13 protein-coding genes are annotated in these 12,189 nt (G+C 61.3%); 1 reads left to right on the forward strand and 12 read right to left on the reverse strand.

The genetic code is table 11. The features are described 5' to 3' along the window. Position 1: 1 nt before the first annotated feature. The 12 genes from P3C29_RS17265 to P3C29_RS17320 form a co-directional block, all read right to left on the reverse strand. Positions 2-628 carry a response regulator transcription factor gene (locus P3C29_RS17265; protein WP_010172201.1) on the reverse strand — a complete coding sequence of 209 codons (627 nt, stop codon included), beginning with the start codon at positions 626-628 and terminating at the stop codon, positions 2-4. Between the two features lie 292 nt (positions 629-920). Further along, a complete protein-coding gene (locus P3C29_RS17270; protein WP_010172203.1) occupies positions 921-1,637 on the reverse strand; it encodes an MgtC/SapB family protein in 717 nt (238 codons plus the stop codon). Positions 1,638-2,198: 561 nt separating this feature from the next. Then, positions 2,199-2,801 (reverse strand): GNAT family N-acetyltransferase, encoded by a 603-nt coding sequence (locus P3C29_RS17275; protein ID WP_201124619.1) that lies wholly within the window; start codon positions 2,799-2,801, stop codon positions 2,199-2,201. 12 nt (positions 2,802-2,813) lie between these two features. Continuing rightward, positions 2,814-3,155 (reverse strand): FKBP-type peptidyl-prolyl cis-trans isomerase, encoded by a 342-nt coding sequence (locus tag P3C29_RS17280; protein ID WP_010172207.1) that lies wholly within the window; start codon positions 3,153-3,155, stop codon positions 2,814-2,816. 22 nt (positions 3,156-3,177) lie between these two features. Continuing rightward, a complete protein-coding gene (locus tag P3C29_RS17285; RefSeq protein WP_169388951.1) occupies positions 3,178-3,798 on the reverse strand; it encodes a hypothetical protein in 621 nt (206 codons plus the stop codon). Positions 3,799-4,032: 234 nt separating this feature from the next. Then, positions 4,033-4,485, reverse strand: coding sequence for a RidA family protein (locus P3C29_RS17290; RefSeq protein ID WP_201124623.1), 453 nt, complete (start codon positions 4,483-4,485; stop codon positions 4,033-4,035). Further along, on the reverse strand, positions 4,482-5,366 hold the full coding sequence (locus tag P3C29_RS17295; RefSeq protein ID WP_169388953.1) for a PhzF family phenazine biosynthesis isomerase: 885 nt from the start codon (positions 5,364-5,366) through the stop codon (positions 4,482-4,484). Before P3C29_RS17295 ends, P3C29_RS17290 begins: the two co-directional genes overlap by 4 nt. Then, positions 5,363-6,403, reverse strand: a complete 1,041-nt coding sequence (locus P3C29_RS17300; RefSeq protein WP_275965009.1) for an ABC transporter substrate-binding protein — start codon at positions 6,401-6,403, stop codon at positions 5,363-5,365. Before P3C29_RS17300 ends, P3C29_RS17295 begins: the two co-directional genes overlap by 4 nt. 25 nt (positions 6,404-6,428) lie before the next feature. Further along, a complete protein-coding gene (locus P3C29_RS17305) occupies positions 6,429-7,193 on the reverse strand; it encodes an ABC transporter permease (RefSeq protein ID WP_010172223.1) in 765 nt (254 codons plus the stop codon). After that, positions 7,190-8,008, reverse strand: coding sequence for an ABC transporter ATP-binding protein (locus tag P3C29_RS17310; RefSeq protein WP_275965010.1), 819 nt, complete (start codon positions 8,006-8,008; stop codon positions 7,190-7,192). Before P3C29_RS17310 ends, P3C29_RS17305 begins: the two co-directional genes overlap by 4 nt. Positions 8,009-8,268: 260 nt before the next feature. Further along, entirely contained in the window at positions 8,269-9,072 is an 804-nt protein-coding gene (locus P3C29_RS17315; protein ID WP_010172228.1) for an AraC family transcriptional regulator, read from the reverse strand. Between the two features lie 113 nt (positions 9,073-9,185). Further along, positions 9,186-10,154 (reverse strand): hypothetical protein, encoded by a 969-nt coding sequence (locus P3C29_RS17320; protein ID WP_010172230.1) that lies wholly within the window; start codon positions 10,152-10,154, stop codon positions 9,186-9,188. 304 nt (positions 10,155-10,458) lie between these two features. Here P3C29_RS17320 and P3C29_RS17325 point away from each other — a divergent pair, with 304 nt between their 5' ends. Beyond that, a complete protein-coding gene (locus P3C29_RS17325; RefSeq protein WP_275965011.1) occupies positions 10,459-11,955 on the forward strand; it encodes a helix-turn-helix transcriptional regulator in 1,497 nt (498 codons plus the stop codon). The last annotated feature ends 234 nt before the right edge of the window (positions 11,956-12,189 follow it).

Here is a 12,189-nt window from a genome sequence, read left to right on the forward strand (position 1 = left end):
TTCAGATCAGATGATTGCGCTGGGCGAACTTGGATAAATGCACCACGGACGACATTCTCAGCTTCTCCTTCAGGCGGGTTTTATAGGTGCTGATGGTCTTGTGGCTGAGCAGCATGTCTTCGGCGATTTCCTTGTTGCCCAGCCCCAGCGCGAGCTTCTGCAGCACGGTCAACTCGCGGTCGGAAAGCTCCGCCACCAGGTCCTGTTCAGTGGACTGTAAATCGTCCCGGCGCACCGAGCTGGTGGGCAAGCTGGGAAAGCAGCTGTAGTTGGACATCACAGCCTTGATCGCTTTTTGCAGCTCATCCAGCTCGCCGGTCTTGGCGACAAACCCCATCGCACCGGCGCGCATGCAACGGGTGGAAAAAAACACCGCAAGGTAGGACGTCAGCACCAGGATTTTGCAGGGCAGGCCCAGCGCCTTGATCCGGCTGATCACCTCCAGGCCACCCAGCTTCGGCATGGCCAGGTCGAGGATGATCAGTTCCGGGCGCTCCTCCCTGGCAATCTGCATGGCGTCGGCGCCGTTACCGGCCTCGTAGATCGTATCGAAACCTTCCTGTTTCAACAGAAACCGCACGGTGGCGCGGATAAATGGATGGTCATCCACGATTAAAGCTTTGCTCATAGGGCTCCCCCGGGAGGATTCAGTACCGTTACACATCACACGGGACCTATCTACCTGTGAGAAATACCAGTTCCGACGAACGGAGCTGAACATTCCTACAAACAATAGCCGGGTCCCTTCACTTGAAAAACGCCTGGCCATGGGTAGTGGCACCTGCGTGCCTGGCTAGTCGCAAGCGCGCAACCTTACCAATGGAATGACGCAACAACTGAAGGGATAGTCCCAGACAGATGTAGGACTTTTCCTCACTAGAAGCATAGTAAACAGCGGGCGCCCAGGGAGCAGAAGCGACCTAGTCGGTGGTACTCGGGCTCCAGAACGCCTGTACCACCAGGGTCGAGGTGGAAATACGCGCCACCAGGGCGTCCAGTTCATCACCGTCTACCGAGGTCACGGCCAGCGTCGCCTCGATTTCCACCTCTTCAGGACCGAAGGGGCGCACGTCCACGTCACTGGCCGGGTAGTTGCAGCGTGCAAGTTCGGCTTCGAGCAAGGCCAATACCGCCTTTTGCTGGGTACGCCGGGCCACCACGTACAGAATGTTGGTCACCTCGGCCGACACCACGTCCAATGGCTGACGGTTGATGTTATTGACGATCGGTCGCAGCAAGGTATTGGCCGCCAGCACAAACAGCGTGCCCAGCAGCGCTTCCAGGATCAGGTCGGCACCGGCACAGGCGCCCACCGCCGCCGAGGCCCAGAGCGTAGCAGCGGTATTGAGCCCGCGCACATTGCCTTCTTCCCGCATGATCACGCCGGCGCCGAGAAAACCGATGCCCGAGACCACGTAGGCCACGACCCGCACCGCCCCTTCGGCGCCGCCCAGGCGGTTGGCCATGTCGACGAAAATCGCCGCACCCACCGCCACCAGCACGTTGGTGCGCAAGCCCGCTGTGCGCTGGCGGTACTGGCGTTCGAAACCAATCAGCCCACCGAGAATGAAGGCCGCGGTGAGGCTGACCAGCGTGTCGACCAGCGAGTTGAGGTTGATGTTGTTGATTGCTTGCATAGGCGTCTTCCCTATTCATTACGAGCCAAACTTGCGGATATAGAAACCTTCAGCGTCTGGGTCAGCAGACAGGCGCGTCCGTGGTACCGCGATGCAAGGCATCACGTACCGTCAAGCGTCGATGAGAGGGAATTCGGGATCGGGCCAGGACAGGCCGCCACCGGGATGCCGCTTCTCGCTGTTGGGCGAGACAACGGCATCGGAAAAATGCGCGTTATCTTGCCAAGTATGTGCCGGTTATCGAGACCGGCCGACGACTGTCACTCGAACAAGTACCCACTGAGGGTCTCCGCTATTGATGAAAACGCGCGAAGCTTACGCCCTGATTTCAGGAGAGTAAACCGTAGGAAAATTTACCCAATGGGTTTGGGAAGGTTCTTCAGGGAGGGTTCAGGTGGGTCTTCAAGCAAAGATATTGAACATGGCACCAATGAAATGTGGGAGCTGGCTTGCCTGCGATGGCGGAGTGTCAGCCAGCCGATTCATCACTGAACCACCGCCATCGCAGGCAAGCCAGCTCCCACACTGGAGGTGTACACCTGAAAATTACGGGTGGACTGTCTATATCGCCCCGGGTCGATCACGGGCGACCAGCGACAGGTACTCGTCAACCTGCCCTCCCTCCAGAGGCTTCACCTGAATGGAAACCCGATTCACCTGCCGCCCCATCTCTACCCCATCCCGGGTACGCACCTGAACATACCCAAGCCTGGGCCAAAAGCGCTCGGCCTTGGCATTCCCCACCACCACCGTCAGCCGCAACCAGCGCGCCCCAAGGCTCACCACCCATGCCTGGAAATCCGCATGCAACTGGTGCGCAAACCCGCTGCCGTGCAACGGCGTGGCCACCAACAACAGCCCGATATGCCACACCCCAACCGCCAGCAGATCAGACGCCACATTCACCACCGCCACCAGTTGCCCTTCAGCATCGCGGTAGCCAATCCAGTACATCCGCGTGTAGCTCCAGGTGTCAGGCAACTGAAGCGTCAACTCATCCCGTGCCTCCGTGGGCGTGGCAGGTTCACCATTCACTGCAAGGAAATACTCCGGCGCCGCCTCGAAAAAGCGCTGCAGCTCGGCCTCATCCTCAAGGGTCAGCTCCACCACCCGAATGCCCGCTATCGAACTGCGCGGCAACTCCACTGTTTCAACAACCTCCATGTTCATCGCTCCTCAATCATCCCGTGTGAGTACTTCCAGCAACTCGATCTCAAACCGCAGATTGCTGTTGGGCGTGATATGCGCGCCCATCGACCGCTCACCGTAAGCCAGGTGCGCCGGCACAAACAACGTGCGAATGCCGCCAACTTTCATGCCCATCAGGCCTTGGTCCCAGCCTTTGATAACGCGGCCGGTACCGATCACGCATTGAAACGGCTTGCCGCGCTCCCATGAGGAATCGAACACCGTGCCGTCTTCGAGGGTGCCGGTGTATTGGGTGGTGATCAGGGCGCCCTTGACCACGGCTTTGCCGTCGCCGAGGCGGATGTCGGTGATTTGCAGTTCGTTGCTCATGGTGTTTTCTCGCTATACATAGTCACAGCCAATGCCAGAACCGGCTCCAGAAACCCCGTCCCAAATCGTTCTTGCAGCCCGCATATTGCGCCGCATACATCTGCGAACGCGCCTGCACCTTGCCGGCCACCGGCATCAGCCAGGCTTTGCTCGCATAGGTGCGCTGACGATAACCGCCCCAGCCTTCGTGGTAGTTCAGGTATTGGCCGTAGGCATCGTATTTGTACACGCCGTTGATGGTGTAGGTCTTGTCCATGTACCAGCCGACAAAATCGATGGCGTCGTCAAAGTCCTGTCGGCTGGCGCCAGTACGACCGGTGCTTTTCTGGTAGTCGCTCCACACTTCATCCTTGGCCTGGGCATAGCCGGAGGCAGTAGACACGCGGCCCCAGGGGATGATCCACAACAGGTACTTACGCGGGGTCTTGGCGTCCTGTCGAAAGCCTGACTCCTGGTACATGATGGCGAACGGTACCTGGATCGGCACGCCCCAGCGCGCCTGGGTCACCTTGGCGGCGTCGTACCAATCGTCTTTTTCGCGAAAGATGCCGCAGATGTCGTTGGGGGTGCGGGGTGGCGAGGTGCCGCAGCCGGCCAATAAGGCAGCAAGTAGCAACAGCCCTGCGGTTTTTCCTGCGTTCAAAAGCCCACCGTCTCGTCGTGAGGATAAAAGGCGGGCAGTTTACTCGTTCGTCGGGGTTGCTGTAGAGGTCAAAGCGAGTCTATTTCTGTGGCGAGGGAGCTTGCTCCCGCTGGAGTGCAAAGCGCTCCCCATCCGGTGGGCGCGGTATGCCTGGGGCGTTGCGTTTACCGGTTTTGGGACTGCGGCGCAGCCCAGCGGGAGCAAGCTCCCTCGCCACATGGGGTCGGGTGGTTATCAGGTAACGACTGCCGTCAGTTCCAGTTCAAGCAGGCCGTTGCCCGGCAGCCCGGCCACGCCCACCGCCGAGCGCGCGTGCCGGCCGCGTTCGCCAAACAACTCGATCAACAGGCGCGACGCGCCGTCGACTACTTTGGAGAACCCCTGGAAACCTTCCCCGCCCAACACAAACCCGCGTACAAACAGGATGCGCTCAACGTTCTCCAGCCCTACCGCCTGGTCCAGCACGCTCAACGCCCGCAGCACGCACGTCTGCCCCGCTTCGTTAACCAACGAAGGCAGCGTCTGGTCCGTCACCGGCCCGGTGATCACGTGGTCACCCTGTCGACAAACCTGCCCGCTGACATACGCCACGCCGCCATGAATCGTCACCGGCACGTAGTCGCCCTTGGGGCTCGGTGCCTCAGGCAGTTCCAGGCCCAGCGCCTTTAGTTTTTCGTGCACGCTCATGCCGGTTCCTCGACAAATTCCACATGCCCGCCCAGCCAGCAGCCCGCCACTTGCCCCGCCTCATCCCGGCGAAACCGCAGGGAGATTTGCGAAGGCCGGCCCATGGCCCGCCCCTGGCGAATATGCACCGGGCGTTCATCCGCCGTCACCAGGCCGTTGTGCAGCAAACCAAACGCCAACGCCGCGGCGGCGATGCCGGTGGCGGCGTCTTCCGGGTAGCCCGAGGACTTGGGAAATTGCCGCGCATCGAACTGTCGCCCTTCCAGGTCCGAGGGCGCGTACGGGTACAAACCGGTGGAACCAAGGCGCTCGCACAGTTGCTGCATTCGCCGGTAGTCCGGTTTCAGGCTGTCCAGTACCGCTACGCTTTTCAGCGCGATCAGGGTTTTCACCCGGCTGGTGCAGGCGTTCTGGATCGGCAGCGGTGCCAGTTCGTTGGAGGTGATGCCGAGTACCGACAGAATCTCGGCCTCGACTTCGGCATCGTTCAACGCCTCGACCTGGCCCTTGGGCTGGCTGATTTCCACCTGGATATCCGGGGTGCCCGCAGCGGTGATCCGCGCATCCACCCGACCGCTCAGTGTCGATAACGTCAGGCGATCCTTGTGCAGCATGCCCAATTGATCCAGCAGCCACACCGCACCCACAGTGGCGTGCCCGCACATTTCCATCTCGTGGTTGGGCACCCAGAAGCGCAAGGCAAAATCAAACTCGCTGCCGGCCGGCGGGGCAAATACAAAGCCGCATTCATGGCCGTAGTCGCGGGCGACTTGCTGCATGTCGGCATCGCTCATGCCATCGGCCACGGCCACGGTTGGCGCGGGGTTGCCGCCACGGGCAGTGGCGGGAAAAACATTGACCAGGTGAACCTCGGGCGTCATTTCGCCTCTCCCTGAAGGGTGGAAACAGTCGGCGCTACGGCGTCGACGATGGAGTTGGTGTAGACCTGCTGCGGGTCGAGTTTTACCGGGTCGCTCTCCACCGCGTTCATGAAGCGGATGTTTTTCTCAACACCGTCTTTCTCGATCCGTGGCGTCGCCGGGTAGGACGGCAACGAGGCGGTCCAGGCGGCGTTGAAGATGGCGGCGTCGGTGTTGGCGAAATACGGGCGTACCGATTCGCGAGCCTTGTCCGGGTCGCTGGCAATCAGGTGCTCGGCACGCCACAGGGCGCGGACCATTTTCTCGGCGGTGGCCTTGTTGTTGGCCAGCCAGTCTTCGCGGGCAATCATCGCGGTGAAGAGGAAGCCGTCCAGGGGTTTGTATTCGCCCTTGGCCAGGTCCATCAGCACAAAGCCGCCCTGTTTTTCAGCGGTGGTGATGGTGGGTGGCGACAACGAGAAGCCGTTGATGCTGCCTTGGGAAAACGCCGCGAGCATGTTCGGCGCGCCACCGATGGGCATGATGGTGAAGTCTTTGTCCGGGTTGAGGCCCGCGTCCTTGGCCAGGTAGCGCACCAGCATGTCGGTGGTGCTGCCGGGGCCGGTGACGCCGATCTTCAAGCCCTTGAGCGCCTGGGCGCGGGCCGCCAGGGATGAAGCGGCCGACACACCGGCTTTTTGCGCCGAGGCCCCGTCGATCACCACGGTGCTGCCGAACTGGGTTTGCACGGCGGCGAACGCCTGGACGTCCTGGCCCTTGGTACGGGCACGCACCGCGACGGCGGGCAAGCCGACGTACGCATCGGCGTCACGCCCCAGCACGGCGGTGAGTGCTGCCGAGCCGCCTTTCTGGAACACGATGACGTCGACGTTCAGGCCTTCATCGGCGAAGTAACCTTGCTTCTGCGCGACGTAGATCGGCACGTAGAGGAAGCCTTCGCTGGGGAACGCCAGGGTGACTTTGGTCAGGTCCCGGGCCTGTGCGGCGGGCAAGCATGAAGCGAGTAAAACGCTGGCGATGAACAGTGGTTTCAACATGATCAGGCTCCACAGATTTTGGGGGTTAAACCGCGACTTCACGTTCCGCTTCGTTGGCTTTCCACGGCATCAATCTGCGTTCAGCCAGCTTCACCGCGGTGTTCAGGATCAGCGCCAGGGCGATGATCCCCACCAGCGCGGCAAACACACCGGCGGTGTCGAACTGCGAGGCGGCATCCGAGAGCAGGTAACCCAGGCCACGGTTGGCGGCGATGATCTCGCCCACCAGCGCGCCGATCAGCGCGTAGGGCACCGACAAGCGCAGGCCGGTGAACACCCAGGTGAAGGCCGACGGGATCACCACCATGGTCAACAGGTCGCGCTCCTTGGCGCCCATCAGGCGCAGGATGGTCAGTTGCTCGCGGGAGACGTTGCGCACACCGCTGTAGGTGTTGAGGAACACCAGGAAGAACACCACGGCGGCGGTGAGGATGACTTTCATCGGCAAACCGATGCCGAACCAGAGGATGAACAGTGGTGCCAGCGCGACTTTCGGCAAACTGTAGAACGCGGTCAGAAACGGGTCGAGGATGTCGGCCAAGAGCTTGGCGCGGCCCAACACCAGACCGGCGATCAAGCCAGCGAGGGAGCCGAAGAAGAAGCCCAGCACCGCTTCCAGCGTGGTGATGCCGGCGTGGTAGAAAAACACCCCGTTCATGAGGATTTTCCACAAGCTTTGCGCCACCGCCGAAGGCCGGCTGATGAAGAATTCCACACCGAACCAGCGCGACACGCATTCCCAGAACACCAGCAGGAACACCAGGAACAACAAGCGATAGACCTGGATCATACGACCTCCAGCGAGTGGGCCAATGAGGAAGGATCCGCCGCACCGGCCACATCCGGCGCCAGGCGTTTCCAGAGGGCGGCGCAGAGTTCCACGTAGCGTGGGTCGGAGCGCAACCGCACGAGGTTGCGTTCGCCGGCCAGGGGAATATCGAGCACATGGTCGACGGTGCCGGGGCGGCCGGCGAACACCACACAACGGTCGGCCAGCGCGATGGCTTCGTCGACGTCGTGGGTGACAAACAGCACGGTCTTGTTGAGCTTGCGGCACAGGCGCAAGAGTTCGGTTTGCAGGGTCAAACGCATCTGCGCATCAAGGGCGCCGAAGGGCTCGTCCATCAACAGGGTTTCCGGATCGCTGGCCATCAAGCGCGCCATGGCCGCGCGTTTGCGCATGCCGCCGGAAAGCTGGTTGGGGTAGCTTTCGCCGAAACCGGTGAGGCCTACCAGCGCCATCAGTTCCTCGACACGACTGTCGATCTGGGCCTTGGGCATGCGGCGGATTTGCAACGGCACGGCGATGTTGCCGGCCACGGTGCGCCATGGCAGCAGGTGGTCGGCCTGGGTCATGTAGCCGACCCGGGTGTTGACGCCTTTGACCTCGGCGCCGTCGTAATGCACCTGGCCTTCAGTGGGGCCAAAGAGCCCGGCGGTCATGTTGAGCAAGGTGGACTTGCCGCAGCCCGAAGGGCCCACCAGGGTGATGATTTCACCCCGTTGAACCTGGAGTGTCACATTGCGCACGGCCACAAACTGGCGGCCCTCGACTTTGAAGCTTTTCTGCACCCCAGCGAAGCTGATAAAGGGTTTTGCACTCACCGCCCCTCCTCGTCCGGTAGGCCGGACTTGTTTGTTGTTGACGGGGTGAGGATGAACGGATGACAAATTTGTGGCGCACGGGATCGGGCCGGATCATGCGCGGGATCGGGACATCAAGTAGCCGGGGTTACAACTGACGAAACCAAATCAACTGTGGGAGCTGGCTTGCCTGCGATGCAGGCGACTCGGTTCGACAGATGCACCGAGTTGATGTTATCGCAGGCAAGCCAGCTCCCACAGTTGACCGGGTTGTGACGGGCTCAGCCGCGGCGCCACTCATCCGGCGACACACCCAGCACCCGGCGGAACACATGGGCCAGGTGGGAAGGTGATTCATAGCCGACGTTATTGGCGATCTCCAGCACCGACATGCGCGTGTGCCGCAACAGGGTCTGGGCCCGCTCCAGGCGCAGGCGCTGGACGTACGCCAGCACCGTCTCGCCGGTGTGCAGCGCGAACAGCCGGGTCAAGTGACGGCGGGACATGTGGAACGTTTCGGCGATCTCATCCAGCCCCGGCGCATGTTCGAGATTGCCCTCCACGTAGGCCTTCACGTCACGCACCAGCATGGCGCCGTGGCGCTCGGTGGAGGAGCGTTGCAGGCTCGGCTGGCTGAGGGAAATCGCCAGGCATTCGAGCAGCAGCAAGTGATCGGCCTGGGCAACTTGCCGGCGGCGGTCGACGTACAGGTCGGGTTGGCTGAAGGCTTTTTTCGCCAGGAGCAGATGGTGCAACGGTGCAGAGGTTTGCCAGATGCCCAGGGTGGGCACACGGAGCAGCCGATTGGCGTCACCGGAGAGGTCACGCAAGGCGTAGTGCATGTAGTCGGGGTCGACGTAGAACGCTACGTGGCCCTGGCGGGTGGTGAGTGACGAGGAGGAATGGCTGCATTGCGGCGGCACCAGGACGAACTGGCGGTCGATCACCGAGGTGGTGCGTCCGCTGTCCTCGTCCTTGAAGCGCAACAGGCCGTGCTCGGGCACCATCAGCATGAATTCGTCATGGGCGTGAGCCCCGGTTTCATAGGCGCCGTTGGAGTTGAAGACGCTGTAGATTTCGCGCATCGCCATGCACTGCCGGTGGGTGTTGGAGTGCTGACACTAGCATGTTTGGTGCCAGCCAAGCATTGGGGTGAGGGAGCTTGCTCCCTCACCCCATAAAGCACCTCAAGTCATGATCAGGCCAACGGCACACGACGGGTGGAAATCGCCAGGCGACCTACGCCGAAGCTCAATGCCGCACCCAGCAGCAACATCAACAAGGTGCCCCACGCCGCATGGGACAGTTGCTTGGCCGCCACTTCGCCGGCTTCACGGGCTTTCTGTTCAGCCTGTTGCTTCAGTTCTTCAACCTTCTGCATGGCCTGCTGATAAGCCTGGGCATAGTTGTCGACGATCTGGGTGGCTTCAGCCTGGCTCTTGCCGGTACGGGCGGCGACGATGTTGACCAGCGCCTGCTTGTCCGCTGCGTTCAACGCGGGCTCACCGGACGCCTTGACCCGTTCGAACCATTGCTTCAGCTCATCACCGGCCTGGGTGGGGTTAGTCGCGGCATCGTTGGCCGATTGCTTGCCGTCGGCGCTTGCCTGGTCGGCTTTTTGCTCGACGTTGGCCGGATCCAGCTCAGGCTTGCCGCTCTGCTTGAGCAGCGTGTCGAGCTGGCCTTGCAGGCTGTTCCAGTCCAGCTTGATACCTTGCTCATCCAGCTGCTGCTTGACGCTGTCGCTGATGCCCGGCGCCACGGCGGCGATACCGCTACCGGCCGCCGACAGGCCTTTGCCCACGACATTCCCCGCAGCACCCACCACGCTGGTGGCCAGCGCTGCCAGCAGCCAGGTGGTCAACAAGGTGGTGATGGTCCAGCTCAGCACGCCGTGCAGGCCGCCGCGATCCGGCGCAGTACGCCCGGCTACAAATGCACCGGCGCCGATCGCCAGCAAGGTAGACACAAACAGCCAGATCCCGGCGCCGGTACCAAAACCGCTCAGCGGGTTACCGGCTGCCATCGGGTTCACCGCACTCGCGCCAATCGCGGTGCCCAGCACGCTCAGCACCAGGTAAGTCACCAGGGCAATTGCACTACCGGCCAATACCGAGCCCCAGGAGACACGAAACAGCGAACGGTTGGTTTCATAGACAGTGGTCATGATCGATCCTTTGAACAGTGAGTAGGCGCTCAGTTTGGCGAGGCCCTCCCCTGCGGTCTCGGCACAATTGCACTAGGCGCACTGGTGCATTCGCACCCCGCGCCGGGTACTTTCTCTGCACTATCCTGAGCCTCAGGTGTCGTACTCCCTATGCGCCTGAAACCGCTCCCCTGTAGGAGCTGGCTTGCCAGCGATGGTCGTTAACGATGACGCGCACATCCTGGAGGTCCGCGTTGCTGTTGAGCTTTTCGCTGGCAAGCCAGCTCCTACAGGGGGCGCAGGTGCCCTCAATATTGGAGAAACCATGAGCCAGGCCGTCCTCGCCAAAGAAACCAACCGCCGCCAACTGCAGCAGATCATCTCCGGCTTGTCCGATGGAGTGATTCTCGCCGAGGTCGACCAAACCATCCTGTGGGCCAACGAAGCCGCGCTGCTGATGCACGGCGTGGAAAAAGTTGAAGAGTTGGGTGCCAATACCCAGGAATACGCCGCCCGCTTTGCCTTGCGTTATCGCAACAACCACCCGCTGGTGCTGGAGAACTACCCGCTGAGCCGGGTGGCGGACGGTGAAGAATTCAGCGACGTGGTGGTGGAAGTCACCCCCACCGGCGACGAGGAAAAAACCTGGGTGCACCGCCTGCGCAGCCTGGTACTCACCGACGCATCCGGCGAGCCGGAATTGCTGGTGCTGATCCTGAGCGACGCCACCGAATGGGCCAGCGCCGAACAACGCTTCGAAAAAACCTTCAATGCCAACCCGGCCCCGGCGGTGATCTGCCGCTTGAGCGACCTGCGCTATATCAAGGTCAACCAGGGCTTTCTGGAGATGACCGGCTACAGCCGTGACCAGGTAATCGGCCGTTCGGTGTATGAACTGGACGTGTTGGAGCAGGCCGAAAACAAGGACCTTGCCGTCAAGCGCCTGGGCGAAGGTTCGACCATCCCGCAGATGCAAGCCGAGCTGAAACTGCCCGAAGGCGGCAGCAAACTGGTGATCGTGGCCGGCCAGCCGCTGGACATGAACGAAGAAGACTGCATGCTGTTTTCCTTCACCGACCTTGAGCCCCGCCGCAAGGCCGAAACTGCCCTGCGCCAGAGTGAGGAACGCTTTGCCAAGTCATTCCGGCTGACGCCCGTGCCGACCCTGGTGTGCAACGCGGCCAACCGGCAGGTGGTGGACATCAACGAAGCCTTCATGAACATCACCGGCTATATCAGTGAAGAACTGATCGGTAAATCCATCGAAGACATCGACTTTATCGACAGCCCCCAGGCGAGTACGCAACTGTTCACCACCCTGGAGAAAGCCGGCAACCTCGACGGCCTCGACCTGAAGATCCGCAAGAAAGGCAGCGAGGTGATCGACTGCGTGCTGTCTGCCGACACGGTCAGCATTCAGGACGTGCCCTGCTACCTGCTGGTGCTGATGAACATCACCGAGCGCAAACGCTCCGAGCTGGAACTGGTGGCGGCGATCGAGGAAGTGATGCAGGACGCCTCGTGGTTCAGCCAGACGCTGATTGAAAAACTGGCCAACGCCAAGAGCGTCAACAGCCCCAACGTGCCGAACATTTCCTTTACCGACCTCACCGCCCGGGAGCGCGATGTACTGGGCCTGATTTGCGAAGGCCTGGCCGACAAGGAGATCGCCTCGCGCCTGAAACTGGCGCCCAACACCGTGCGTAACCATGTGGCCACGGTGTACTCCAAACTGGGGGTGCACAGCCGTAGTGCAGCCATCGTCTGGGCCCGTGAGCGCGGGCTGTTTGCCGGTGAATTGCGGGTTAAAAAACCGAAATAGAGTGCAAATGCACTAGTGCGACCGGTGCAAATTCGCCTTATTGCACGGGGGTGCACTGCTTAACCTTGAAGGGTGGGCACAGGGCTTTGGGTCCTGTGCTGTTGAGATGTCATGCCCTTTAAGGAATCCATCATGAAAAGCGAACAAGTCAAAGGTGCCGTCGAGAAAGTGGCCGGCAAGGCTCAAGGTTTTTTGGGTGATCTGACCGGTGACGAACAGCTCCAGGCCGAAGGW

The sequence above is a fragment of the Pseudomonas sp. 1912-s genome, from assembly GCF_029269205.1.
Classification (GTDB): Bacteria; Pseudomonadota; Gammaproteobacteria; order Pseudomonadales; family Pseudomonadaceae; genus Aquipseudomonas.

What these genes read in the sequence shown, in the direction of transcription:
- P3C29_RS17270 (WP_010172203.1), bottom strand. Translation starts at nt 1,637, where the DNA reads ATGCAAGCAATCAACAACATCAACCTCAACTCGCTGGTCGACACGCTG.
- P3C29_RS17295 (WP_169388953.1), bottom strand. Translation starts at nt 5,366, where the DNA reads ATGACGCCCGAGGTTCACCTGGTCAATGTTTTTCCCGCCACTGCCCGT.
- P3C29_RS17320 (WP_010172230.1), bottom strand. Translation starts at nt 10,154, where the DNA reads ATGACCACTGTCTATGAAACCAACCGTTCGCTGTTTCGTGTCTCCTGG.
- P3C29_RS17275 (WP_201124619.1), bottom strand. Translation starts at nt 2,801, where the DNA reads ATGGAGGTTGTTGAAACAGTGGAGTTGCCGCGCAGTTCGATAGCGGGC.
- P3C29_RS17300 (WP_275965009.1), bottom strand. Translation starts at nt 6,403, where the DNA reads ATGTTGAAACCACTGTTCATCGCCAGCGTTTTACTCGCTTCATGCTTG.
- P3C29_RS17325 (WP_275965011.1), top strand. Translation starts at nt 10,459, where the DNA reads ATGAGCCAGGCCGTCCTCGCCAAAGAAACCAACCGCCGCCAACTGCAG.
- P3C29_RS17280 (WP_010172207.1), bottom strand. Translation starts at nt 3,155, where the DNA reads ATGAGCAACGAACTGCAAATCACCGACATCCGCCTCGGCGACGGCAAA.
- P3C29_RS17315 (WP_010172228.1), bottom strand. Translation starts at nt 9,072, where the DNA reads ATGCGCGAAATCTACAGCGTCTTCAACTCCAACGGCGCCTATGAAACC.
- P3C29_RS17265 (WP_010172201.1), bottom strand. Translation starts at nt 628, where the DNA reads ATGAGCAAAGCTTTAATCGTGGATGACCATCCATTTATCCGCGCCACC.
- P3C29_RS17290 (WP_201124623.1), bottom strand. Translation starts at nt 4,485, where the DNA reads ATGAGCGTGCACGAAAAACTAAAGGCGCTGGGCCTGGAACTGCCTGAG.
- P3C29_RS17305 (WP_010172223.1), bottom strand. Translation starts at nt 7,193, where the DNA reads ATGATCCAGGTCTATCGCTTGTTGTTCCTGGTGTTCCTGCTGGTGTTC.